The 22,785-nt window shown below is 58.8% G+C and carries 24 protein-coding genes; 12 read left to right on the top strand and 12 right to left on the bottom strand.

Translation table 11 applies throughout. From position 1 onward, the window contains the following. Positions 1 to 17 precede the first annotated feature (17 nt). The 4 genes from nirB (at position 18) to NXC24_RS31505 (ending at position 6,386) form a co-directional block, all read left to right on the top strand. Entirely contained in the window at positions 18 to 2,468 is a 2,451-nt protein-coding gene (nirB, locus tag NXC24_RS31490; RefSeq protein WP_104827223.1) for a nitrite reductase large subunit NirB, read from the top strand. Between the two features lie 4 nt (positions 2,469 to 2,472). Then, positions 2,473 to 2,808, top strand: a complete 336-nt coding sequence (nirD, locus tag NXC24_RS31495; RefSeq protein ID WP_104827224.1) for a nitrite reductase small subunit NirD — start codon at positions 2,473 to 2,475, stop codon at positions 2,806 to 2,808. Between the two features lie 46 nt (positions 2,809 to 2,854). Continuing rightward, a complete protein-coding gene (locus NXC24_RS31500; protein WP_104827225.1) occupies positions 2,855 to 5,512 on the top strand; it encodes a nitrate reductase in 2,658 nt (885 codons plus the stop codon). Between the two features lie 70 nt (positions 5,513 to 5,582). Continuing rightward, positions 5,583 to 6,386 carry a Ku protein gene (locus tag NXC24_RS31505; protein ID WP_104827226.1) on the top strand — a complete coding sequence of 268 codons (804 nt, stop codon included), beginning with the start codon at positions 5,583 to 5,585 and terminating at the stop codon, positions 6,384 to 6,386. Between the two features lie 107 nt (positions 6,387 to 6,493). Here the strand turns inward: NXC24_RS31505 and NXC24_RS31510 are convergent, their stop codons facing one another. Genes NXC24_RS31510 through NXC24_RS31520 form a run of 3 tightly spaced genes read right to left on the bottom strand, consistent with a single transcriptional unit; the run spans position 6,494 to position 7,997 of the window. Beyond that, positions 6,494 to 7,048: a TlpA disulfide reductase family protein gene (locus NXC24_RS31510; protein WP_158704595.1), complete on the bottom strand. Its 555-nt coding sequence runs from the start codon at positions 7,046 to 7,048 to the stop codon at positions 6,494 to 6,496. Positions 7,049 to 7,094: 46 nt separating this feature from the next. Continuing rightward, on the bottom strand, positions 7,095 to 7,592 hold the full coding sequence (locus tag NXC24_RS31515) for a hypothetical protein (protein WP_245464095.1): 498 nt from the start codon (positions 7,590 to 7,592) through the stop codon (positions 7,095 to 7,097). 21 nt (positions 7,593 to 7,613) lie between these two features. Continuing rightward, positions 7,614 to 7,997: a DoxX family protein gene (locus tag NXC24_RS31520; protein ID WP_104827228.1), complete on the bottom strand. Its 384-nt coding sequence runs from the start codon at positions 7,995 to 7,997 to the stop codon at positions 7,614 to 7,616. A gap of 91 nt (positions 7,998 to 8,088) precedes the next feature. Here NXC24_RS31520 and NXC24_RS31525 point away from each other — a divergent pair, with 91 nt between their 5' ends. Beyond that, positions 8,089 to 8,985: a LysR substrate-binding domain-containing protein gene (locus NXC24_RS31525; RefSeq protein WP_245464096.1), complete on the top strand. Its 897-nt coding sequence runs from the start codon at positions 8,089 to 8,091 to the stop codon at positions 8,983 to 8,985. Here NXC24_RS31525 and ligD read toward each other — a convergent pair. Both ligD and NXC24_RS31535 read right to left on the bottom strand, forming a co-directional pair. Next, the gene (gene ligD / locus NXC24_RS31530; RefSeq protein ID WP_104827230.1) at positions 8,982 to 11,522 is read right to left on the bottom strand and encodes a DNA ligase D; all 2,541 of its coding nucleotides are present in this window, start codon (positions 11,520 to 11,522) and stop codon (positions 8,982 to 8,984) included. The two genes, NXC24_RS31525 and ligD, sit on opposite strands and share 4 nt — an antisense overlap. Before the next feature lie 3 nt (positions 11,523 to 11,525). Continuing rightward, complete coding sequence (locus NXC24_RS31535) at positions 11,526 to 12,365, bottom strand: Ku protein (RefSeq protein WP_104827231.1); 840 nt, start codon at positions 12,363 to 12,365, stop codon at positions 11,526 to 11,528. Positions 12,366 to 12,590: 225 nt separating this feature from the next. Between NXC24_RS31535 and NXC24_RS35615 the strand changes: the two genes are divergently transcribed. After that, the gene (locus NXC24_RS35615; protein ID WP_199773627.1) at positions 12,591 to 12,764 is read left to right on the top strand and encodes a hypothetical protein; all 174 of its coding nucleotides are present in this window, start codon (positions 12,591 to 12,593) and stop codon (positions 12,762 to 12,764) included. A gap of 152 nt (positions 12,765 to 12,916) precedes the next feature. After that, positions 12,917 to 13,201 (top strand): Sf3a2-prov protein, encoded by a 285-nt coding sequence (locus NXC24_RS31540; RefSeq protein ID WP_104827232.1) that lies wholly within the window; start codon positions 12,917 to 12,919, stop codon positions 13,199 to 13,201. A gap of 166 nt (positions 13,202 to 13,367) precedes the next feature. Here the strand turns inward: NXC24_RS31540 and NXC24_RS31545 are convergent, their stop codons facing one another. The 3 genes from NXC24_RS31545 to NXC24_RS31555 form a co-directional block, all read right to left on the bottom strand. Further along, positions 13,368 to 14,342, bottom strand: coding sequence for an alpha/beta hydrolase (locus NXC24_RS31545; protein WP_245464207.1), 975 nt, complete (start codon positions 14,340 to 14,342; stop codon positions 13,368 to 13,370). Between the two features lie 208 nt (positions 14,343 to 14,550). Next, complete coding sequence (locus tag NXC24_RS31550) at positions 14,551 to 14,967, bottom strand: hypothetical protein (protein WP_104827935.1); 417 nt, start codon at positions 14,965 to 14,967, stop codon at positions 14,551 to 14,553. 156 nt (positions 14,968 to 15,123) lie between these two features. Next, complete coding sequence (locus tag NXC24_RS31555; RefSeq protein ID WP_104827233.1) at positions 15,124 to 15,813, bottom strand: DJ-1/PfpI family protein; 690 nt, start codon at positions 15,811 to 15,813, stop codon at positions 15,124 to 15,126. An 86-nt stretch (positions 15,814 to 15,899) separates the two neighbouring features. On the opposite strand from NXC24_RS31555, the gene NXC24_RS31560 reads away from it, so the two are divergent. Both NXC24_RS31560 and NXC24_RS31565 read left to right on the top strand, forming a co-directional pair. Further along, positions 15,900 to 16,850: a helix-turn-helix domain-containing protein gene (locus NXC24_RS31560; RefSeq protein ID WP_104827234.1), complete on the top strand. Its 951-nt coding sequence runs from the start codon at positions 15,900 to 15,902 to the stop codon at positions 16,848 to 16,850. 260 nt (positions 16,851 to 17,110) lie between these two features. After that, complete coding sequence (locus NXC24_RS31565; RefSeq protein ID WP_104827235.1) at positions 17,111 to 17,548, top strand: hypothetical protein; 438 nt, start codon at positions 17,111 to 17,113, stop codon at positions 17,546 to 17,548. 446 nt (positions 17,549 to 17,994) lie between these two features. On the opposite strand, the gene NXC24_RS31570 is transcribed toward NXC24_RS31565, so the two are convergent. Beyond that, the gene (locus NXC24_RS31570; protein WP_158704596.1) at positions 17,995 to 18,219 is read right to left on the bottom strand and encodes a DUF982 domain-containing protein; all 225 of its coding nucleotides are present in this window, start codon (positions 18,217 to 18,219) and stop codon (positions 17,995 to 17,997) included. Between the two features lie 238 nt (positions 18,220 to 18,457). Between NXC24_RS31570 and NXC24_RS31575 the strand changes: the two genes are divergently transcribed. Beyond that, positions 18,458 to 18,952 (top strand): BON domain-containing protein, encoded by a 495-nt coding sequence (locus tag NXC24_RS31575; RefSeq protein WP_104827237.1) that lies wholly within the window; start codon positions 18,458 to 18,460, stop codon positions 18,950 to 18,952. A gap of 22 nt (positions 18,953 to 18,974) precedes the next feature. Here NXC24_RS31575 and NXC24_RS31580 read toward each other — a convergent pair whose 3' ends face one another. Then, positions 18,975 to 19,625, bottom strand: a complete 651-nt coding sequence (locus tag NXC24_RS31580; protein ID WP_104827238.1) for a UdgX family uracil-DNA binding protein — start codon at positions 19,623 to 19,625, stop codon at positions 18,975 to 18,977. A 110-nt stretch (positions 19,626 to 19,735) separates the two neighbouring features. Beyond that, positions 19,736 to 20,014: a DUF982 domain-containing protein gene (locus NXC24_RS31585; protein ID WP_104827239.1), complete on the bottom strand. Its 279-nt coding sequence runs from the start codon at positions 20,012 to 20,014 to the stop codon at positions 19,736 to 19,738. Positions 20,015 to 20,245: 231 nt separating this feature from the next. Between NXC24_RS31585 and NXC24_RS31590 the strand changes: the two genes are divergently transcribed. Beyond that, positions 20,246 to 20,647 (top strand): response regulator, encoded by a 402-nt coding sequence (locus NXC24_RS31590; protein ID WP_104827936.1) that lies wholly within the window; start codon positions 20,246 to 20,248, stop codon positions 20,645 to 20,647. Here the strand turns inward: NXC24_RS31590 and NXC24_RS31595 are convergent. Beyond that, the gene (locus tag NXC24_RS31595; RefSeq protein WP_104827240.1) at positions 20,635 to 21,339 is read right to left on the bottom strand and encodes a transcriptional regulator NanR; all 705 of its coding nucleotides are present in this window, start codon (positions 21,337 to 21,339) and stop codon (positions 20,635 to 20,637) included. The genes NXC24_RS31590 and NXC24_RS31595 overlap by 13 nt on opposite strands. A 181-nt stretch (positions 21,340 to 21,520) precedes the next feature. Between NXC24_RS31595 and oiaX the strand changes: the two genes are divergently transcribed. Beyond that, positions 21,521 to 22,780 (top strand): 3-oxo-isoapionate-4-phosphate decarboxylase OiaX, encoded by a 1,260-nt coding sequence (gene oiaX / locus NXC24_RS31600; protein WP_104827241.1) that lies wholly within the window; start codon positions 21,521 to 21,523, stop codon positions 22,778 to 22,780. Positions 22,781 to 22,785: the final 5 nt, after the last annotated feature.

A 22,785-nucleotide genomic window follows, 5' to 3' on the forward strand; every position in this document is an offset into this window, starting at 1 on the left:
TCGGATCGGAATTCCCTATGACCCAGAAACTTGTCATCATCGGCAACGGCATGGCGCCCGGCCGCATGCTGGAGCACCTCCTCGAAAAGGCGCCCGGCCAGTATGAAGTGACGATCTTCAACGCCGAGCCGCGTGTCAATTACGACCGCATCATGCTGTCGCCGGTTCTTTCCGGCGAAAAGGACTACGAGCAGATCATCATCCATGGCGATGGCTGGTACATCAAAAACAACATCACCCTCTATAAGGGTCACAGGATCATCAATATCGATAGGGCGGCCAAGACGGTCACCTCCGATCACGGCGTCACCGAGAACTACGACAAGCTGGTGATCGCAACCGGTTCAGTGCCCTTCATCATTCCGGTGCCAGGCAAGGATCTACCCGGCGTCATCACCTATCGCGACCTCGACGACGTGCAGGCGATGTTGCTTGCCGCCCAGTCGCGCGAAAAGGCGATCGTCATCGGCGGCGGTCTCCTCGGCCTCGAAGCTGCTGCCGGCCTTGCCTCCCGCGGGATGGATGTCACCGTTCTGCATGTCATGCCGACGCTGATGGAACGCCAGCTCGACCCGGCTGCGGGCTATCTGCTGCAAAAGGCGGTGGAAGAGCGCGGCATCAAAGTCATTACCAAGGCCAATACCAAAGCGATTGTCGGGAACGGCAAAGTCGAGGGCATCGAGCTTGAAGACGGCCGCATCATTCCCGCGACCCTCGTCGTCATGGCAGTCGGCATCCGCCCAAGCGTCGGGCTCGCGAAGGACGCCGGTATCGCCGTCAACCGCGGCATCGTCGTCGACGATGGCATGAACACGTCCGATGGCGACATCATGGCGCTTGGCGAATGCGCCGAGGTGGGCGGCATGGTCTACGGCTTGGTGGCGCCTCTCTATGAAATGGCTCGTGTCGCCGCTTCGCATTTGTCGGGAGACCGCTCCGCCGCCTTCGTGCATTCCGACACGCCGACCAAGCTCAAGGTCACCGGCATCGATCTCTTTTCTCTCGGAGACTTTGCAGATGGCGACGATCGCGAGGAAATCGTTCTGCGCGACGCTGCAGCCGGCGTCTACAAGCGCGTGATCCTCAAGGACAATCGCGTCATCGGCACCGTGCTATACGGCGAGACTGCTGACGGCGCATGGTTCAACGACCTGAAGAAGAAGGCGACCGATATTTCGGAGATGCGCGAGACGCTGATCTTCGGCCAGGCCTACCAGGGAGGGTCCCCGCTGGACCCTATGGCGGCCGTTGCAGCCTTGCCGGATGATGCGGAAATCTGCGGCTGCAACGGCGTCTGTAAGGGCAAGATCACCTCGACGATCACTGCCAAGGGTCTGACGTCCCTGGATGAGGTGCGCGCCCATACCAAGGCGTCCGCCTCATGCGGCTCCTGCACCGGGCTCGTCGAGCAACTGATGACGATCACGCTTGGCGACAGCTACAATCCGAAGGCCGTGCAGCCGATGTGCGCCTGCACCGAGCTCGGCCATGACGATGTACGCCGGCTGATCAAGGCCAAGGGGCTGAAGAGCATCCCCGCCGTCATGCAGGAGCTGGAGTGGAAGACTTCGTGCGGCTGCGCGAAATGCCGGCCGGCGTTGAACTACTATCTCGTCTGCGACTGGCCGGATGAATATGCCGACGATTATCAGTCGCGCTTCATCAATGAGCGCGTTCACGCCAATATTCAGAAGGACGGCACCTATTCGGTCGTGCCGCGCATGTGGGGCGGCGTGACCAGTTCGAACGAGCTGCGCGCCATTGCCGATGTTGTCGACAAATTCGAGATTCCGATGGTGAAGGTGACCGGCGGCCAGCGCATCGACCTGCTCGGCGTGCAGAAGGAGGACCTGCCCGCCGTCTGGGCCGATCTCGGCAAGGCGGGCTTCATCTCCGGCCAGGCCTATGCCAAGGGCCTGCGCACGGTGAAGACCTGCGTCGGCTCCGATTGGTGCCGCTTCGGCACGCAGGATTCGACCGGCCTGGGCATCCGCATCGAAAAATTCATGTGGGGCTCGTGGACGCCGGCAAAGCTCAAGATGGCGGTTTCCGGCTGTCCGCGCAATTGCGCCGAGGCGACCTGCAAGGACATTGGTGTCATCTGCGTCGACAGCGGCTTCGAGATTCATTTCGCAGGCGCTGCCGGTCTAGACATCAAGGGCACGGAAGTGCTTGGCCTCGTCAAAACCGAGGACGAGGCGCTCGAGCATATCGTGGCATTGACTCAGATGTACCGCGAACAAGCCCGCTATCTCGAGCGCATCTACAAATGGGCCAAGCGCATCGGTCTTGACGAAATCCGCCGCCAGATCATGGAAGATGCCGAAAAGCGCAAGGCTTACTACGAGCGCTTCGTCTTCAGCCAGAAATTCGCCCAGGTCGACCCCTGGTCGGAGCGCGTCTCCGGCAAGGACAAGCATGAGTTCAAGCCGATGGCGACGATCGGCTACCCGCAGGCCGCCGAGTAAGGAGATGAGCATGAACTGGATTGAAATCGGCGACATTTCGGATATCCCGCTGCGCGGCGCGCGCTGCGTGAAGACGCCGCAGGGCAAGATCGCGGTCTTCCGTACTGCCGAAAACGAAGTCTTCGCCATCGAGGATCATTGCCCGCACAAGGGCGGACCGCTTTCGCAAGGGATCGTGCACGGTGCAGCCGTCACTTGCCCTCTGCACAATTGGGTCATCTCGCTTGAAACCGGCAAGGCGCTCGGGGCGGATGAAGGTTCGGTCCGCACCATCCCGGTGCGCAATGAGGGCGGAGTGCTATCGATCAGGCTCGATAGTCTCATGATGGCGGCGGAATAGATGGTCTTGCGCCCGGCAATATCTTCGGCTGTTGGAGGACGCCTCAATGCCCGCTGAGACCAAAACGACCTGCCCCTATTGCGGCGTAGGCTGCGGCGTCATTGCGAGCATCGATGATGACGGCAAGGTTTCCGTCAAAGGCGATCCCGATCATCCCTCCAACTACGGGCGCCTCTGTTCCAAGGGGTCGGCGCTCGCGGAGACGATCGATCTTGACGGCCGTCTTCTCTATCCAGAAGTCGGCGGTCAACGCGCGAACTGGGACGACGCTCTTGATCTGGTGGCAAAGCGCTTTTCCGAAACCGTTGCCGCGCATGGTCCGGATTCGGTTGCCTTCTATGTCTCCGGTCAGCTTCTGACCGAAGATTACTACGTCGCCAACAAGCTGATGAAGGGCTTTATCGGCTCGGCCAACATCGATACCAATTCGCGCCTCTGCATGTCTTCCTCGGTCGCGGGCCACCGCCGTGCCTTCGGTTCCGATACGGTGCCCGGCACCTACGAGGACATCGAATTGGCCGATCTGGTGATCCTGACCGGCTCCAATCTCGCCTGGTGTCATCCGGTCCTCTACCAGCGCCTTGCTGCCGCGAAAGCCGAACGCCCTGGAATGAAGGTCGTCGTCATCGATCCGCGCCGAACGATGACCTCCGACATTGCCGACCTGCATCTGGCAATCCGTCCGGACGGCGATGTGGCGCTATTCACCGGTCTGCTTGCGCGCCTCGCCCAGAGCTCCGCCATCGATCAGAATTTCATCGCGCTCCACACGGAGGGCTTCTCGGACGCTTTCGCGGAAGCCTCGGCGCTGAGCTTCGGCGACCTGCTCGACAAGACCGGCCTGCCGGCAATGCAACTGCGCGAGTTCTTCCGCTTGTTCGAGACGACGGAAAAGGTGGTGACCTGCTATAGCCAGGGCGTCAACCAATCGTCCTCCGGTACCGACAAGGTCAACGCCATCCTCAATTGCCATCTCGCCACGGGACGCATCGGCCGTCCCGGCATGGGGCCGTTCTCACTAACCGGCCAACCGAATGCCATGGGCGGACGCGAAGTTGGCGGGCTCGCCAATATGCTTGCCGCCCACATGGCGATCGAAAATGCAGGCGATCGCGATCGCGTGCAGCGCTTCTGGAAATCCCCCGTTATCGCCGAACGGCCGGGACTGAAGGCCGTCGACATGTTTCGCGCCGTTGCCGATGGCCGCGTCAAAGCCTTGTGGATCATGGCGACCAATCCGGTTGTTTCGATGCCGGATGCCGATGCCGTGGAAGCGGCCATCAAGGCCTGTCCCTTCGTCGTCGTTTCCGATGTCCTGAAATTGACGGATACGGCACGACACGCCGATGTATTGCTGCCTTCCCTCGGCTGGGGCGAAAAGGACGGCACCGTCACCAATTCCGAACGCCGGATTTCCCGGCAGCGGGGCTTTCTCCCCTCCCCTGGCGAGGCCAAGCCGGATTGGTGGCAGATGGCCGAAGTCGGTCGTCGGATGGGATTTGCCGAGGCCTTCTCCTTCGGCTCGAGAGCCAGCATTTTTGCCGAACATGCCGCCCTTTCCAGCTTTGAAAATAATGGCAGCCGGGATTTCGATATCGGTGCCTGCGAGGAGATAACGGCCGACGACTATGACGCGCTCTCGCCGTTCCAATGGCCGCAGCCTGCGGGATCAGCACCGCAGACGTCGCGCTTCTTCGCCAAAGGCGGTTTTTTTCATGCCGATGGCAAGGCCCGTTTCGTGGCCGTAAAGATGCCGGTTTCGGACCGCACGAGCGCAGAATTCCCGTTCACACTCAATACGGGCCGCATCCGCGACCAATGGCATACGATGACCCGCACCGGCAAAAGCGCCCGGTTGTCGGCGCATATTGCCGAGCCCTTTGCCGAAATCCATCCCCGCGATGCGATCGAAATCGGCGTCAGCGACGCAAGCCTGATCGAGATCGAAAGCCCACAAGGCAAGGTAACCGTCCGGGCATTGGTGACGGAACGACAGGCGCGCGGCAGCCTGTTCGTGCCGATGCATTGGAACGACAGTTTCGCCGCAAAGGCGCGTATCGATACCGTCGTCGCGCCGCTGACCGATCCCTTTTCCGGCCAGCCGGCTTCGAAAAATGTCGCTGTTGCGGCACGTCCCTTCAAGGCATCCCGCTATGGCTTTGCCGTTTCCGTGGCAAAGCCGCAGCGTCTGGAGGCCGCCTATTGGGCGCTCGCCAAGGCCGATGGCGGATGGCGGATGGAGCTGGCTTTCGACGACGCTGCAGAAGACTGGGCGGACTGGTGCCGCGCCACGTTCGACATTCCTGCAGACGTCGAACCGCTCGGTTATGCCGATCAAACCTCTGGCGATCTGCGTCTAGCCTTCTTCGACGGAGACAGGCTGATTGTGGCGCTGTTTCTGGCCCGCCAGCCAGTGGCCGTCGCCCGCAACTGGGCGATTGCGCAACTGTCCGCATCGCACGGCAATATGCGCAAACGCTTTGCGCTCGTCGCCGGCCGGCCGGGCGCCAACACCCCGGATCCCGGCGCAACCGTCTGCTCGTGTTTCGGCGTCGGCGTCAACCAGATCGTCGGTGCGGTTCGCAATGGCTGCCACAGCGTCGAGGCGGTCGGCAAAGCGCTGAACGCCGGAACCAATTGCGGTTCCTGCCGAGCCGAAATCCGCGGGATCATCGATGGATGCCTTGCGACGGCGGCCGAATAGCCGACCCCGAGAATAGCCATGGAACAAAGCGCCATGCTTCCCGTTCGTTTTGGAATCGGGAGATCGATTCATGGCGCCGCGTTCGTTCTGGAAAGGCTATCTCAAACTTTCGCTCGTGACCTGCCCCGTCGCGATGGCGCCGGCCGTCTCCGCGAATGAGAAGATCCGATTCCACACCCTCAATCGCGAGACCCGGAACCGCGTCGTCAGCCAATATGTCGATTCCGTCACCGGCAACGCCGTGAAGGAGGATGACGAGGTCAAAGGCTATGAGCGTGGCGAGGGCGATTATGTGCTGATCGAAGACGACGAACTGGATTCCGTCGCGCTCGAGAGCACCCGCACGATCGATATCGATGTCTTCGCACCGCGCGATTCCATCGAATGGATCTGGCTCGACCAGCCGCATTATCTGACCCCGGACGATCCCGTCGGCGAGGAAGCCTTCTGTGTCATCCGCGATGCCATGGCGGCGACCGGGACCGTCGGCATCTCCCGCCTTGTCATGTATCGCCGCGAGCGGGCCGTCATGCTCGAGCCTCGGGACAAAGGCATCGTGTTATGGACATTGCGGTACGGCGACGAGGTTCGCGACGAAGCCATCTATTTCGAAACGATCAAGGCGGACAAGACCGATCCGTCCTTGATGTCGCTTGTCCTGCAATTGATCGACGAGCAGACGAAGCCCTGGACGCCGTCGATGGCAAGCGACCCGGTGCAGGACAAGCTGCATGAACTGATTGCCGCGAAAAAGAAGGGCCGCAAACGGCCGGCCAAAGCCAAGCCGGAAGCCGAAGCGCCGCCGAGCAACGTCATCAACATCCTGGATGCATTGAAAAAGAGCGTGGCCGCTGCCTCGAAAGCCAAGCGCTAACGCAATTCCAGGCAAAGCGCATAGCAGTTTTCTGTCCGGAATTTCGAGTAGACCAGCAATGGCCATCCACCTTGTCCGGCAACAATGCAATCTCCCTGCATAGTAGCTCAAAACGAAGCATAGTAATTTATGAGGGCTTGACCATCAGGAGAAAGCCAGTCGGACGCCCCTTCAATGAAGCCCGCGATCCGGCCTTTCGGGGTTAGAAGATAGGTGATCGGCATGCCGTATAGCGGCAGCGGCGCTTCAGCGGGTGCTTGCGGTTGCGTGAGCGACGCGCTCGGATCGATCAGGACACGAAGATGCTTGATCCCCAGGTCTTGAACAAATTCAGCGACCCGAGCACCGTCTGAGAGATCGACGCAAACGGCAACGACGGTGGCTTGGCTACCCATTTGGCGTGAAAATTTATCAAGTGCCGGCAGATCGGTACGGCAGGCGACGCACCAAGTAGCCCAGAGATTAATGAGCGTTACCCGCCCCGGCTCCGGTCGAAAATCGAGCTGGTTTCCACGAAGATCCGCGAGTTTTGTCGGCTGCAGGTTTCTTGCAGGCTCCAGCAGCGTAAATTGGTGCCGCACGTTTTCAAAGACGGGAGGGTCATCGCTCGCCTTCGCAAGATCCGACCGCGACAGGAAGGAAAGCGCGGCGCCACTGGCCATTCCGCGCAGCAATGTCCGCCGGCTGTAGGTTACACGCGACCGATGGCTAGGCATGAATATAGGCCCAACCATGTTCCTCGAGGTCGATCAATCGCCCGACACCGTAGGGCACGACCGTGACCCCTTCGATCAGCGGCAGCGGATGGCCTTCCTTCTGCTCGGCAATTGCCTTCGAAGAACCGCACATGCTGAGCGTGATGCCTGGAACTATCGTGCGCAGGGCCGCTATGGCATCCTTCAGCGGCGACGTGTCGTCTCGAAACATCTCGATTCCAGCAGCGTTGGCAACGATCTCGATCGAAATGCCTTCGTGCTTGGATTTATAATATTGGGCTGCGTTGATGGAACCGCTGATGGCATGTTTCATGGCCGTGACATCATTGCTGTCCACTTGAAACACGACCTTATGTTCCTGCGGCTTTGATTGCGTTGCGAAAGCGGGCGCGATCGCCGAAGCCCACCCCAGCATCGCAGCGATTGCCAAAGCAAATAGTACAGGCGCCAATGTAGATGGCGAGGACTTGATCGGATTGCGCTTGTTCATATGTTCACTCGAACCCGACGGTTAGCGGGTTTGAATAAGCTGGCTGCGCTGCATAAAAGCTAGACCGCCTGCGACAGCGCCCAAAATGATCGTGTGTATGACATCGCCATGCAACGCCAAGAGTTGTGTGAAGAATGCCCCAACACAAACGCCTGTAAGCAGAATAGCGCCAATGGCCGACCGGCGTGGCCAGATGGTCAGGCCTGCTCCGGCCAATTCAACAACTGCCGTGAAATAACGAAACCATTGGCCGAGACCGATAGTGTCAAACTCCTGAACCATTTGAGGCACGCCGGCGATTTTTGCGAGCGCTGCGGCAGCAAAGAGGGCCGCGAGAATGACGCGCATGCCGATCAGAGCAGCCGTCTTCGGCGACCATTTTCTTGGCAAAGCATATTCAGACATAACGAATTCCTTCCGGGGTGATATTGCAAACAAAAAATCATGGTTTACGAATTCGCGTCAGATCTGCATTTAGGAACATATGGTTGCTGATATGGAAACCTTCTCGGGCTCGATCGATGACGTACGCGCCTTTTGCGCCGTTGTTGACTTTGCAACACTATCGGCGGCAGCTCGGCAATTGAACGAGACCAAAGGCAGCATCAGTCGGCGGATTTCGCGACTCGAGAAGGCGGTTGGCGTCCGGTTGCTTTCACGCTCTCCCCGCTCCGTCTCTTGTACCGCCGAAGGACTGGAATTCTACGATAAGGCCATGCCTGCCTTGGCGCTGCTTGATGACGCCGGAGCGAGTGTCCGGAGGTCCCGGTCGATCGCGCGTGGGACGATCCGAATAACCGCGCCTATTGATATCGCGATCGAGGTGTTGCCGGAGATTATCACGTCGTTTCGGCAGGATTATCCGCAGATCGCCATTGAGGTTATCGCAACGGACGCGACATTGGATCCTGTCGCACATCGCATCGATCTCGCGCTCAGAGTGGGCTTGGCACAAATGCCCGATATGCAGTTTCAAGCATTTCCTATCGCGGAAATGAAAGTCAGCATGTTCGCGGCGCCATCCTATCTGCGAGGGAGCGGTCCCATCGAGGTTCCAGCAGATCTCGAGCGACATGCGCTTGTTCTGCCGCGCGAGCGACCGGGCGTGACACACCTCTCGCTCTCCAACGGCGCGCGAGAAGAAAGGGTCTCTCTGCGCGCCGACGTGCGAGCAAGCGACTTCGCATGCGTATTAAAACTCGCGGAGGCCGGGGCTGGAATCGCGCCTCTTCCCGAAATTGTCGTTGTCAATTCGGTCTCGACCGGGAGGCTCGTTCGCGTCCTGCCCGATTGGAGTTGGTCGGGTCTCACGCTCCACGCAATCAGCGCACCCGGACGGCAGATGACCGCTCGCGCAAAGGCATTTCGCGATTACATCAAAGCCCGGCTCTAGTGCGCTCTACTCTTTCTGGATTTTGCTTTTTCCAAAGGCGCTGCGGCTGCCCGAAAATCTTCCCAAGGGTCGGAGCGAAGCGCCGCGAGCCGGTTGGGAGTATTATTGACCGTGAAGTAGGCCGGCCCGATCGCGGGACTGAGTTCATCCCAGGCGAGTGGCATCGAGACCGCGGCACCCGGCCGCGCTCGCGTCGAATAGGGCGCCACCGCCGTCGAACCGCGCTGGTTGCGCAGATAGTCGACCAGGATTTTACCCTGGCGCTTCGATTTGGTGATGGTGGAAACGTAGCGCTCGGGACTGTCGGCGGCCATCTGATCGGCAATGGATTTCGTGAAGGCTTTAACGGCCGGCCAGTCTGCCGTTGGTTTCAATGGCGACACGACATGCAGACCCTTGCCGCCTGACGTCTTGATGAAGGCGGCAAGGCCAGCCTCTTGCAGGCGGTTGCGCGTTTCTTCCGCCGCTTCGGTCACCCGCTCCCAGAGCACGCCGGGACCGGGATCGAGATCCATGATGATCATGTCGGGATGTTCCCAATCGGCGATTGTAATGCCCCAGGGGTGGAGTTCCAACGATCCCGCCTGCACGAGACCAAGCAAGCCATCGAGATCATCGATGCTGACCAAAGGGGCCTCATCCTTTTCCTTCGGATCATGGATGAGAACGATGTTCTTGTTCAGGCCTTTCCATGCGTGCTTCTGGAAAAAGCTTTGGCCATTGATGCCGTCGGGACAACGCAGCAAAGCCAATGGCCGCTGCACGACGAATGGTGCCATGTATTTCCAGATATCGGTGTAATAATCGGCGAGACCTTCCTTGGTAACGCCCTCGTCCGGCCAATAGATACGATCGGGGTGCGTGAGAACGACCGTCCGCTTCGGCAGCTCGGGTTCCGTAGCCGAACTGGCGGAGGTTTCTCGCACAATTTCGGTCGCCCGCTTGTCTTCGCGCAGACCGCGGAATGCGGCGTGCCGGAGCAGGCCATCCGCTGTCCAGGTGCGGAACTCGATTTCAGCGACCAGTTCCGGACGAACGAAACGGACGCCGCGCGCTTCGTCGGCACCAAGGCGTTTGTCGAACGGGCTTTCATCCGCCCGCATGGCTTCGAGTTGAGAATAGAGATCTTCGGCAACCTTGTTGGTAAACCCCGTGCCGACGCGACCGACATGTTGCAGCCCGCTCTTGTCGAAAATGCCGAGCACGAGGGAGCCGATCGCCTTGCGCGCCGTCGATGACGGGACATAACCTGCAATCACGAACTCCTGCCGGAAGGAACATTTCGACTTCAGCCAACCTTTGCCGCGGCCTGAGCGATAGGGTTCATCGGCGCGCTTCGACACGATGCCTTCCAGGCTTAGGCGGCAGGCATGCTCCAGCATGAGTTCGCCATCGGCATCGAAATCGCTGCTGAAGCGGAGTTTGCCATTCCCTGAAGGTACGATCCTCTCCAGCATTTTTTTTCGTTCCGTCAGCGGCGCATCGCGCAGATCATATCCATCGAGATAAAGGAGATCGAAGACATAAAGGACGAAACGATCGTTCCTGCCGTCGCTCAGATCGGCCTGCAGGGCTGAAAAATCCGATGCGCCGGAACCGGTCTCGACCACCAATTCGCCATCCATAAGCAGCGTCTTGACGGGAAGACGGGCGAGCTCGGTAAGAAGCGTTTTCCCGAATTTTTCCGACCAGTCGAGACCGCTGCGCGTCAGCAACTTGACGCGCCCGTCCTCGATGCGGACCTGCAGGCGATAGCCGTCGAACTTGATCTCGTGGAGCCATTGCTTCCCGCTCGGTGGCGTCTTCGTCAGCGTCGCCAAGGTCGGCGGCACGAAATCAGGCAAAGCTGATTTCCTGGCCTTTTTCACGGACGAAGGATCAGCCGAAGTTTTCACTGTGGCCCGTTGGGGTTGCTTGCCACTATTCGACGGTTGCTCGATCTTGCCCGTCTTCGAAGACCATCCGGGTTTTTCGCCTTCGAGTTCTTCGATCAACCGACCCGTCTTCACCGATTCCGGTCGCTCTTCGAGAATATCATCCGCACCCTCGGGGCGGGCCGCCTCATCGTCGCCTTTGATGAGCAGCCAATTGTCTTTCTTCTCCCGGGCGCGCCTTGCCATGCGGACCAGATGCCAGCGCCCGTGGAGCTTCTCGCCATGCAGCTCGAGTTCGATGTGACCCTTGTTGAAGCCCTTGTGCGGATCGCCGTCCGGCTCCCAGGTACCGCGATCCCAGACGATCACCGAGCCGCCGCCATATTCGCCCTTGGGAATCGTGCCCTCGAAATCACCATAGTCGAGCGGGTGATCTTCTACCTGGACTGCCAGGCGTTTTTCGCTCGGAACCAGGCTCGGACCCTTTGCGACCGCCCAGCTCTTCAAAACACCGTCAAGCTCCAAGCGAAAATCATAGTGCAGCCGGCGCGCTGCATGTTTCTGGATGACAAAGCTGTTCTGCGCGGCTGTCTTGCGCGTGCGTCCCCTCGGCTCGGATGTCTTCGAGAAATCCCGCTTTTCGCGATAGGTCTCAAGCGCCATGGATCAACCTGCCTTTCGCTGCCGGGAAGCATGGGAAGCGGATCGTTTCGGTGTTTGCTTCTTTTCGCCCTTGAAGCCGGCGCTTTGGCGAAGCGCCTCCATGAGATCGACAACCTTTTCCGGTTTGCGCTCTTTGCGGACAGTAATTTTGCGGCCTTCAAGCTTCGCCTTGATCAGCTCGGTGAGTGCCGCCTCATAGCGATCATCAAACGTCTGAGCGTCGAACGTGCCGCTTTTCGTGGTGATGATATGCTTTGCGAGATCAAGCATTTCACCCGTGATTTTGATGTCTGGTACATCCTCGAAAGCCTTGTCCGCGGAGCGGACCTCGTAATCGAAGTTCAGCGTCGTCGCGAGCAGCCCCTTGTCGTAGGGACGGATCAGCAACGTCCGCAGGCGCCGGAAAAGCACCGTTCGCGCGATGGCTGCGACCTTCTTCTTCTGCATGCCGTCTCGGATCAACGCAAAGGCTTCTTCGCTGCCGCGATCGCTCGGGGCGAGATAGTAGGGCTTGTCGAAATAGACGTCGTCGATATCGGAGAATTCAACAAATGCCTGGAGATGAAGGGTCTTGTCGCTTCCAGGAACAACGGCAGCAATTTCGTCCGGCTCAAAGATCACGTAGTCGTCCTTGCCGACTTCGTAGCCTTTGACCTGGTCCTCGCGTCCGACGGGTTTCCCACTGCTGCTGTCTACGAATTCGCGCCGGACACGATTGCCCGTCGCACGATTGATGGTGTGAAAAGAAACACGCTCTGATGTCGATGACGCGGTATAAAGCGCCACGGGACAAGTCACCAAACCGAATTGCAAGTAACCCTTCCATTGGGCACGCGGCGACATCCGACAAATCTCCGGTGAAACCAATAGACTTGAACGATATCTCGCGGTTTTTGTTCCGGCACGTCAGTCAGTTTTGTTCGCTGGCTCCCTTCCTTTCAGATGGGACGAGGCGCAAAGGCAATAGAGTTCAATTGATAGGCCGGAATGCATTTGCGCGGGACTTTGCCAGCGGCTTGACTATTGCCCTTCATCATGAGAACATAAAGTGAACAAATGGAGGTATCCATGACGAAAACGGAACAAGTCATAGAACGCGCCATGACGTTTGTCGCAGTCTCGAAAGCGCTGCGGGAACGTGAACAGGAACGGCGCGCCGCCTGGAAGCGCCGCGTCGATATCAGCCGACCGCTGCCGCCCTTGCCGCGCGGCGTGCAACTTTCCTTCAAGTTGGATCGATGATGCGGCGAATGAGACCTGGCTTTCGCAGATGACGAACGTCCGCGGCGTAGGCTGCCTTTCGGCCGAACAGGTGGCGGTATAGTGAAGCAGAATTGGGATCGCACGGGGAACCGCGGCGGGGCGATGGCGTTTTCTTACAGGAGGACAATGCCATGGCAAAATATGATCCGACGTCACCGGTCCCGACTCCGGACGCGGGGCTCCCCAATCCCATTCAGCCACCTTCGGTGGAGCCGCCCAAGATAGAGGGTGCAGGAAATGGTACTGGCGGCGAGGACGATGATGAAGCCGCCTATGCGCGCGGCGTTGAAGCCGGAAAAAGGGAGACTGAGGCGGAGAAGAATCCCTATCCAGAGGAAAGCAGTCGCGCCAAAGCATATGAGCACGGCTATCTGGATGGGCAGAAGATAAGGAGCGACGACAAGCCGCCGCATTGAAATCACGCCCATGACCATTTTCACGAACGCGGCAGACTGCATTGGCCTGTCGCGAGCGTGCGCACCTAAATGATAGCTGGGAAACACCTTGATATCAGGGCGATCTGATCGAGTTCGTGCTCGGTTTCAATGCCTGTAGAGCCGTCGCCTCTCAGCCATCGATTACCTATTCGTCAGGCCTGTCGGCAAAATGAGAGACGGCAAACTCGGCGACTTTTTTATTCGATTTGCGCGCATCCTCTATCCAGAACGGGAAGATTTGCCACTGATGGATCATGCCCGGCCAAACCTCCGTAGTAACGTCGACCCCGGCCCCGCGCGCCTTGTCTTCCAGCCGGCGCGTGTCATCGAGCAGCGTTTCGCGCGAACCAACCTGCAGGAGTAAGGGCGGAAAGCCGGTCATATCGGCATAGAGCGGGGACCGCTCGGGAGAGACCGGAGATTTGTCGCCGAGGTAGGCGTTGCGGATGATCTCCAGCTCGGCCTTGCCCATGAACGGATCGTTCCCGGCATTTGTGGTCATGGAGTCACCCGTTGCAGCGAAATCGGTCACCGGGCTCATCGCGACTACGGCCGCTGGCAAGGATGCCTTGATCCGAAGCTGGTTGAGAGTGGCCTCGATGGCCAGTGTTCCGCCCACCGACTCCCCGGCAATCACCACGTTCTCGGCCTTATATCCTGAGGCAAGAAGCCAACGATAGGCCGCCAGAGTGTCATCGATCTGGGCCGGGTACTTATTCTCCGGCAGCAGGCGATAATCGACCAAGAGCACATCGGCTGACGCAGCCTTCGCAAAGGAGCCCGCTATATTCCGGTGTGTTCTGAGCGAGCCGCTGTAGAACCCTCCTCCGTGGAGATAGAGAATCGCGCGCCGACCAATAGGATGGTGCAGTCGTGCGGGCCATATTAGATCGGCGTCGACCCCGTTGGCATCGACATGACGGATCTGGACGCGCGTCGGATCCGGCGTAGACGCCATAAGCCTTTCGAAAGCGGCCCGCCGCTGGCGAAGGTCCTGCGGGGCATAGGTCTGCCCCAAGACCTCGATGAGTTTCTGGATCTGATTGTCCGAGGCTTTCGTCTGTGAAGCGGCATCAAGCGCATAAGCCGTTGACGTCGGCAGTGCCGGCGAAAGAGCCATGGCGACTGCTGCGATCGAGGTCGTCACAAAAAGGCGCATGAAGCGAAAAAACCAAAATCCGTTCATACGATTAGCCTTTCTGCCGCGGACGCTAGACGCAGTATCATATTCCCACGGTCGCAGAATTGATGCCTGAGTCAAGCGTGGTGCACGCGGCAGGAGAGCCTGCCTGACGCTCCTGGCTTGGCGGAATTCTGAAACTCGAAGCTCAGCTATAGTGGACCCCTTCATACAGCACGTAACCCACGGGATGGTGCGTGAAGTGGAGGACCGGCAGTACCGGGTTGCTGTTGTCTTCGGTGGGGTAGGCTGACGCAATGGAAATGTACTCGCCCTGCAGCTCGATCGCCTTTCCTGTCCTCAAGTCGGGAATTTCATGATCGAGCCCTTCATTGTCGCCGAAACGCACGGCAACGAATACTGTCTGTCCGGTAATATCATCGTCGCCGCCGTCAAATTTCAGGACGGTTTCGATCTTCACCGTGAAATGCTGGTGGTTTGCACCGTGGTGGTTCTCCGGTGCCTCGAACACATGCGCTACAACACCCTGGACCCGAGCCAGAGGTGCGCCAAGCGAATGTGAAAACCGATGGTGGGGAAGTATCTTATTTGCCCGATTGTTCATCGCAACCTCGATAAATACAGTGATAAATCGCCACTTCATTATCTGCAATCGATTGCACTTCGGTGACATCGCCAGCGGTTCCGACTGTCTCATCGACAGGAAGCAACCGCCGGCGTGGAGGCCGAGATGTTCTCGGTTGGTTTCTGCGATGCCCGCCTAAACCGGTTCGCTCTGAGACGCCATCAATCGGGCGATGATCGCCTCTCGTGCAGCCCGCGTGCCGGCAAGGCGTCGCTTCGTCTTCGCGAGCACATCGGCTGTCGCCTCTTCCGGCGTACCCGAATGGAACGGCGGGGCAGGCGCGTATTCCAGCGAGAGCTGAACCATTTCCGCTTCTTCCTGACCAATAAGGGCCGCAACGACTGCCAGCCCGAAATCGATGCCGGCCGTCACGCCGCCGGCAGTGATGAGATTGCCGTCCCGGACGATTCGGCCGGCGGTTGGAATAGCGCTGAAGTTCCCCAGAAAATCCTGGGCATTCCAGTGCGTCGTCGCCCTCTTTCCCTTGAGCAGACCGGCGGCGCCCAGCACCAGGGAGCCGGTGCAGACTGAGGTGATGAAACGTGCCTGCTCCGCCTGTGCGCGGATAAAGGACAATACGGCCTCATCCTCAAGCAATGCATTGATGCCGCCGCCGCCGGGCACACAGAGGACGTCGAGCTGAGGGCAGTCATCGAAGGTTGTCGTCGGCTGAAGCACCAGTTTCGTGGCAGAGATGATCGGCGAGGTGTCCTTCCAGATCAAATGGACTTCCGCACCCCCCGTCGAGGCAAAGATCTCGTAGGGCCCTGTCAGGTCAAGCTGCTGAATGCCGGGGAAAACGAGCAGTCCGAAGCGAATGGTCATATTTGCATCTCCAGTGGTTGACTCCGGCAAGCTTACGCGATCACCATCTGGCGTATTTGCCAAAGTCCCCTCATTTTGAGCCAACCATGCGCCACATTGAAATTCTCGCCTTTGAAGATGCCCAACTGCTCGATGTCACCGGGCCATTGCAGGTGTTTACGAGCGCCAACGAGGAGGCCCTCGCTGCCGGTCAGCCGAGGCCCTATGACGCGATCGCGGTGGCCATGAACGGGCAGACCGGGACGACCTCGGGGCTGACACTTGCAACGGCATTGCTGCCCCAGGATGATGAACCGATCGATACCCTGATGGTCGCGGGTGGTGTCGGCGTCAATAAAGCGTGCGAGGAAACGGCCCTTATCGACTGGATCCGCCGGCGGTCAGCTAGCGCGCGGCGGATCGCTTCGGTCTGCAGCGGCGCCTTTCTGCTCGCCGAAGCGGGACTTTTGGATGGACGGCGCGCCGTGACGCATTGGAACAGATGCAGGGAGTTTTCAAAACGCTTCCCGAATGTGCGGTTGGAACCCGACCCGATCTTTATTCAGGACGGCAATATATGGACGTCGGCAGGGGTCACCGCTGGCATCGATCTGGCACTTGCGCTGGTCGAGGCTGATCTCGGCCGAAAATTGGCGCTCGCCGTCGCGCGCGAACTCGTCGTCTTCCTGAAGCGGCCGGGCGGCCAGGCACAGTTCAGCACGATGCTCTCGCTGCAGGAGAGTGGCGATCGTTTCGACCGGCTGCACGGATGGATCATCGACAATTTGCGCGCCGATCTTTCGTTGCCGGCGCTTGCCGAGCGGGCGAACATGAGCGCGCGCAGCTTTTCCCGGCATTATCGCCAGGCAACGGGGCGCACGCCGGCCAGGGCTGTCGAGGATATCCGCGTTGAGGCTGTGCGGCGCCTCCTGGAGCAGGGCTTGTCCGTTCGTCAGGCGCGTATACGCTGCGGTTTCGGTTCGGAAGAGACCATGCGGCGGAGCTTCCTCAGAGCCTTCGGAACCACGCCACAGGCCTTTCGCGATCATTTCGGATAAGGCGACCGTCGGCAGGGATGGGAACATTGCCGCCCTCCTCGGTTGGCAGGATACCTCTGCCGGAAAGACAGGCATCAGCGCCGAGATGCAAACTTTCGATCTTGCCCACACGCGATTGAAGGAGGGACGGACAATTTTTCTCGTTCCGCAGATCGTCCGGCACCCCAAGTTGACTGGACATCTCGTCTCTTTGGGATCACCATCAATCCGGGCTGGAGTTACATCGTAGGGGACCAACTATCGCCAAATAGGAGGCCGAGATGAAGCAGCATGCACGCGATGATTTGCAGAAAATTGCAAAAGTCGATCAGGACTTCCTTAATCGAGAGATGTCGCGAACCCAACGGCTCGAACGTTGGATAGATCTTCTCGAGCGGAGTCCCCGACAGTTTCTTTCCACTTTGCGCGAAACCGAATTTCAGCCCAGTGAAACCAGGGCGGCAATGCGGACGGATAGCTCCCCAATCTCCGTCGCATTTGCGGATCCGGTTCTTCGCGCCGCAGGTTTGGAAAACGACAGCTACGGAGAAGCCAAGCGCTTCTTCGAACTCACGGATCATGAGCTGCACGGAATTGTCTGCTACTGCCATTTCGGCGAGACGGTCAGTTCTGCCGTAGTCGCACGTTCCATTCGTCCGTTGCTCGCCGGGAGGCCTCCGAGCCTGTTTGCCCGTTTGCGCAAGGCGTTGTCGATATAGTCTAGTACTTTCGGCAATACCGGCTCCGGCTGACGGACGTGGCGATGTGTCCAACTTGGCTGCATCGCGAAAGCAAGACACCGGCGGTCGAGCGTTGGCTTGGCAATCCCTGAGGTCACAGATCCTCAAGGATCGCCTTGCCTGACGCTTGGCGGGCGATCATCGGGGCAGCAATCTACTGCGAGAGAATAAGAAGCCTACATTGTTGTTGCGAGGAAGCCGGCCTCCGGCCCGAATCCAAGCATAACGAGAAAGGGCGCTCAACCCTTTCGGGGAGCGCCCTTTCCAACCCGGACAGCCTGGAACGCAGCGACGACAAACGTCGAGCAGCAGACCATCAACACGGGAAGTGAAGCCTAAATGCGGTTGGACGTTTCCGATTTCAAGTGGCTTTGCATGAAAGTTGCCCGGAACATCCGGTTCCGATTCTTGTATCTGCTTTCGCATCAATCCTTTATCGCTATGCCCGCCGAAACGGCGGCCGCCAAAAAGGCATCGCGCGCTTCATCTACCGACCCTTGACTGTGATAGGTGCTGATCAAGGTTTTCTTGGCCGTGGCATGAATGCGATCGGATTTGCCCGGCGGCCATTCGCGAAGAAGAAATTTAAGGGCCTGTTCGGTGTTGTTGATCGTCAGGTAGTGGCCGCTCTCCTGGGTGACGACCGTCACCGAACGATTCCACAAATATTTGGACATTTAGCTGCTTCCTCCGCCCGTGAAACGGACACTCTCCACCTTGGTTCCAGACGGAGCGAAACAATAAAAAAATAGTCATGCCTGCATGCCCAAAACGCGGTCCAAAAGCTGAACGCCGTCCTCTCGTCGCGAATGTTCGGGTTAAGCAGGGGGATCAATGAAACAAAATCAGCTCTGTCTTGTTTGTCCTTTCATAGGAAAGGAGGTCGACATGACTGAGCCCCGAAAGCCAAAAACGCTCTCGCGCGAGGAAGACTATCGCGATTATGAAGATCGCAATCTTCGTGACGGCTGGCCGTATTCGGACGGGAGTGGAAGTGCCTCTGAAAGTCCCGAGAACCGGGGATATGGCGATACCTCAGCCAATTTCGACGAGGAACCGGATGGCGATTTCATCATAGATTCAGCCGATTCTACCGGCCTCGAAAGAGACGAGGACCAAACCGCCGGACCTCTTCCGAGCGATCGTATCGACAGCGACGAGCTGGAAGCGGTCATAACCGAACAGCTCGAACAGAGGGGTGTCGACGTCAACAGCATCGACGTGCACGCCAACGACGGCATTGTGACACTGGAGGGTAACATCGAGACGATTCCGCTGGCTCGTCATCTCACAGCGATCGTTCTATCTATTCCAGGCGTCGCGGAAGTTCGAAATAACCTTCGGACGATCGGCGTCGATGCGCATATTCCGAACGACGAATAGCGAATTTGGCGATGGATGACGGTCAATGCCGCAGGAAACTTCGGATCTTCTTCAGGTCCTGGATGAAGGCCAACCGGCTTCGCTCCTTTTCGTCCGCCTCCCTGATCCTCAGTAGAGCCGATGGGTGAATGGTGACGAGAAAGTCAAGCTGCCCAGGTGGATGAAGAATGCTGCCGCGGTCGCGCATCACCCGCACCTTCGATCCGAGCAGTGAGGATACGGCCGTGGCACCGAGCGCCACGACCAGTTTCGGCTTCAATAGTTCAAGTTCGGCGCCGAGCCACCAGGCGCAGCGCTGCACCTCGCCGGCATTGGGCCTGGAATGCAGCCGCTTCTTGCCACGCATCTGATACTTGAAATGCTTGACCGCATTGGTGACGTAACAGCGGTCGCGGTCGACCCCCGCCTCTTCAAGACATAGATCTAGTAAGCGGCCCGCCGGCCCGACAAACGGCCTGCCCGCCAGATCTTCCTTGTCGCCGGGTTGTTCGCCGACCAGCACAACCTCGGCGGTTTCGGGGCCTTCTCCGAAGACGAGATGCGTCGCATTGCGATAGAGGTCGCAACGCGTGCAGGATTCGGCGTCGTGCCGGAGTTCGCCGAGCGTTGCCGCATCAGCATGATCGCGCTGGAGAGATGGGCCGCTATCGGGCGAGGAGTGTTTTTCGAGCATGGGAGGTGCGCTGCAATTGAAAGTCACACCCTCCTCAACCGATCGTCGCTCTCTTTGTTCCCTGTTGTTTCGGCGACGGGGAATTGCCGATCGGATGCAAACGGTAGTTTTCACGATGCCGATCGCTCGTCCCGTATCAGACGTGCTTCGAGACAGGCCATGACAAAAGCTTCGCGCGCAGCCTCCAAGGTGGCGCGATGTGAAATGGCCGCGAGGCACTTTTCCTTTGCCTTCACATAATATGAGCCTCTTTCGGACGGCCATCTGACGGAAAGGAAATGGATTGCGTCTTCCGGTCCGTTCACGCACGAGACGAAGCGGCCACCTACTGCGACGCAAACCGGTGCGTTCCAGAGCATTTTGAATTTGACGTCGATGATCTCGTTCATCTGCTCCCCCTGTCATTTTCCCACCAAACAAGGCGTCAAGATGATTGTTCCCGCGGGATGGAGCGCTATTTGAAGAGATATGACATTGCATGCGTAGGGCTGGAATATCCCTGAATGCTCGCAAGCAGCAGGATTGCGTTCCTCAGCATCATTGACATCCTCTTGCCGGCTCGGGAACAACCGTTGCCTTTGAATGTTCGTGGGTCTGCGGGACAGTTTCTGGATCGAAAGATGAGTGACTCGGCGGTGACATATAGCCAGATGTTTTCGGGCAAGCGGCTCTTGATCGTCGAGGACGAATATTTCCTCTCGGAAAAGGCGCGCGGGAAATTGCGCGAACTTGGCATTCTCCTAATCGGTCCCGTCGGCAAGGCGAAGGACGCTCTCGAACTGATCGAAGGCAAGAAGGCGGATGCAGTGATCCTTGATCTGCATCTTGACGCCGGATTTGTATTTCCGATCGTGGAAACGCTTCAGAGGCTGAAGCTTCCCTATATATTTGCGATAGGCCATCACCCGCCCATCGTTCGCACCCGATTTACGGGCTTCATCCTCTGCGAAAAAGCCGTTGAGATCGAACACATCGCCAAGGCGCTGTTCGGCAGGCAGAAACGCAAACTCTATTTGGTATAGAGGGCCCTCGACCTCTCCAGATGCTTCAGGACCGCAGCTTCCGTACCGTCGGCATCATGGACGGCAAGCCGCTCCAATATCTCTTCATGTTCGACAAGCGTGAATTTTTCCTTGCCGGTCCAGATGAGCATCTCGGTATGGTAGGTTTTCAGCCATGCCAGCATCGCCTCGCTGACGGCGACAAAGATCGGGTTTCCGGAAATCTGGGCAATCCGGGTATGAAACTGCATGTCGGCCGAGATGAATTCTTCGGCATGCCCCAGAGAAGCGCGCTGACGTTCGATGATCTCTCGGAGATCGGCAATATCTTTTTCCGTTGCCCGCGGCGCGGCCTCCCGGGCCATGCCGCGCTCGAAGAATATGCGCGCGCTCTTCAGATGCTCGAGAGAGTCCGAAGATTGGGACAGCATGATCTTCGCCGTCAGATCAACCTGCCGGAAAATCGATTTCGCGGTCAGTTGAAGCACCTTCGCCCGCTCGCCATGCGAGATGCTGACCAATCCCATATTGGCGAGCGATTGCATCGCCTCGCGGATCGCCGGGCGCCCGACGCCGAAGCGCTCCATGAGAACACGCTCGGACGGCATCTCATCGCCGGGTTTGAGTTCTCCCGACGTGATCAACCGCTCTAATCGGTCGAAGACTTCGTCAGAGAGCTTCCGACGTACAATCTGTTCGATTGGCTGGCTCATGGCATCTCGCTGGCTCAAAGCTTTTCTCCCTTATGCAATGTCAAATAGCGCCGAGAAAGCCCTTCGGCACGACTTAGGGCCTCCCGAACAAAAAAATCGTTGCACAAATTGGAATACTCATTATACCAGATCACGAGTTGACGCCACGACAAAATCGTCGCGAGAGGAGCAACGGCTGCTTATGAGCATTACCATCACCTATCGCATCGAGACGCCCGGCCACATCGAAGCGATGGCCGACAAGATCGCCAGCGATCAGTCGACGGGTACGTTCGTGCCGGTTCCCGGTGAAACGGAAGAGCTGAAATCGCGGGTGGCGGCACGGGTCCTCAGCATCCGGCGGCTTGAAGATGCGGATCGGCCGACATGGCCCGAAGTCGCCGCCGGCCATGGTCCCCTTCATCGCGCCGATATCGATATCGCCTTTCCGCTCGATGCCATCGGCACCGATCTCTCAGCCCTGATGACGATTGCGATCGGCGGCGTCTACTCGATCAAAGGCATGACGGGCATTCGCATCGTCGACATGAAGCTGCCGGAGGCCTTTCGCGGCGCGCATCCCGGCCCGCAATTCGGCGTTGCCGGCAGCAAGCGCCTGACGGGGGTCGAGGGACGCCCCATCATCGGCACGATCGTCAAGCCGGCGCTCGGCCTTCGCCCCACTGAGACCGCGGAATTGGTCGGCGACCTCATCAGCTCCGGTGTCGATTTCATCAAGGACGACGAAAAGCTGATGAGCCCCGCCTACTCGCCTCTCAAGGAGCGTGTCGCGGCGATCATGCCGCTGATCCTGGATCAGGAACAGAAGACCGGGAAGAAGGTGATGTATGCCTTCGGCATTTCCCACGCCGATCCCGACGAGATGATGCGCAACCACGACCTCGTTTTGAAGGCCGGCGGCAATTGTGCCGTCGTCAACGTCAATTCCATCGGTTTTGGCGGCATGAGCTTCCTTCGCAAGCGCTCGGGACTGGTGCTGCACGCTCATCGCAACGGCTGGGATGTGCTGACGCGCCATCCCGGCGCCGGCATGGATTTCAAGGTCTATCAGCAGTTCTGGCGCCTGCTCGGCGTCGATCAATTCCAGATCAACGGCATCCGCGTCAAATATTGGGAACCGGACGAAAGCTTCGTCGAGTCCTTCAAGGCCATCAGCACGCCGCTGTTCGATCCGTCCGATTGCCCGCTGCCCGTTGCCGGCTCGGGTCAATGGGGAGGCCAGGCGCCGGAGACCTACCAGCGGACCGGCCGGACTACGGATTTGCTCTATCTCTGCGGCGGCGGCATCGTCAGCCACCCCTTCGGACCAGCCGCCGGCGTCCATGCGATCCAACAGGCGTGGCAGGCGGCAGTCGCGGATATCCCGCTCGAAGACTATGCCAAGGATCATCCGGAGCTCGCCGCTTCGATCGCGAAATTCAGCGACGGCAAGGGCGCGTGACGACG

Source organism: Rhizobium sp. NXC24, assembly GCF_002944315.1.
Classification (GTDB): domain Bacteria; phylum Pseudomonadota; class Alphaproteobacteria; order Rhizobiales; family Rhizobiaceae; genus Rhizobium.

Coding starts and splice junctions, on each gene's coding strand:
- nirB (WP_104827223.1), top strand. CDS start 18: ATGACCCAGAAACTTGTCATCATCGGCAACGGCATGGCGCCCGGCCGC.
- nirD (WP_104827224.1), top strand. CDS start 2,473: ATGAGCATGAACTGGATTGAAATCGGCGACATTTCGGATATCCCGCTG.
- NXC24_RS31500 (WP_104827225.1), top strand. CDS start 2,855: ATGCCCGCTGAGACCAAAACGACCTGCCCCTATTGCGGCGTAGGCTGC.
- NXC24_RS31505 (WP_104827226.1), top strand. CDS start 5,583: ATGGCGCCGCGTTCGTTCTGGAAAGGCTATCTCAAACTTTCGCTCGTG.
- NXC24_RS31510 (WP_158704595.1), bottom strand. CDS start 7,048: ATGGCCAGTGGCGCCGCGCTTTCCTTCCTGTCGCGGTCGGATCTTGCG.
- NXC24_RS31515 (WP_245464095.1), bottom strand. CDS start 7,592: ATGAACAAGCGCAATCCGATCAAGTCCTCGCCATCTACATTGGCGCCT.
- NXC24_RS31520 (WP_104827228.1), bottom strand. CDS start 7,997: ATGTCTGAATATGCTTTGCCAAGAAAATGGTCGCCGAAGACGGCTGCT.
- NXC24_RS31525 (WP_245464096.1), top strand. CDS start 8,089: ATGGAAACCTTCTCGGGCTCGATCGATGACGTACGCGCCTTTTGCGCC.
- ligD (WP_104827230.1), bottom strand. CDS start 11,522: ATGGCGCTTGAGACCTATCGCGAAAAGCGGGATTTCTCGAAGACATCC.
- NXC24_RS31535 (WP_104827231.1), bottom strand. CDS start 12,365: ATGTCGCCGCGTGCCCAATGGAAGGGTTACTTGCAATTCGGTTTGGTG.
- NXC24_RS35615 (WP_199773627.1), top strand. CDS start 12,591: ATGACGAAAACGGAACAAGTCATAGAACGCGCCATGACGTTTGTCGCA.
- NXC24_RS31540 (WP_104827232.1), top strand. CDS start 12,917: ATGGCAAAATATGATCCGACGTCACCGGTCCCGACTCCGGACGCGGGG.
- NXC24_RS31545 (WP_245464207.1), bottom strand. CDS start 14,342: ATGGCTCTTTCGCCGGCACTGCCGACGTCAACGGCTTATGCGCTTGAT.
- NXC24_RS31550 (WP_104827935.1), bottom strand. CDS start 14,967: ATGAACAATCGGGCAAATAAGATACTTCCCCACCATCGGTTTTCACAT.
- NXC24_RS31555 (WP_104827233.1), bottom strand. CDS start 15,813: ATGACCATTCGCTTCGGACTGCTCGTTTTCCCCGGCATTCAGCAGCTT.
- NXC24_RS31560 (WP_104827234.1), top strand. CDS start 15,900: ATGCGCCACATTGAAATTCTCGCCTTTGAAGATGCCCAACTGCTCGAT.
- NXC24_RS31565 (WP_104827235.1), top strand. CDS start 17,111: ATGAAGCAGCATGCACGCGATGATTTGCAGAAAATTGCAAAAGTCGAT.
- NXC24_RS31575 (WP_104827237.1), top strand. CDS start 18,458: ATGACTGAGCCCCGAAAGCCAAAAACGCTCTCGCGCGAGGAAGACTAT.
- NXC24_RS31580 (WP_104827238.1), bottom strand. CDS start 19,625: ATGCTCGAAAAACACTCCTCGCCCGATAGCGGCCCATCTCTCCAGCGC.
- NXC24_RS31585 (WP_104827239.1), bottom strand. CDS start 20,014: ATGAACGAGATCATCGACGTCAAATTCAAAATGCTCTGGAACGCACCG.
- NXC24_RS31590 (WP_104827936.1), top strand. CDS start 20,246: ATGAGTGACTCGGCGGTGACATATAGCCAGATGTTTTCGGGCAAGCGG.
- NXC24_RS31595 (WP_104827240.1), bottom strand. CDS start 21,339: ATGAGCCAGCCAATCGAACAGATTGTACGTCGGAAGCTCTCTGACGAA.
- oiaX (WP_104827241.1), top strand. CDS start 21,521: ATGAGCATTACCATCACCTATCGCATCGAGACGCCCGGCCACATCGAA.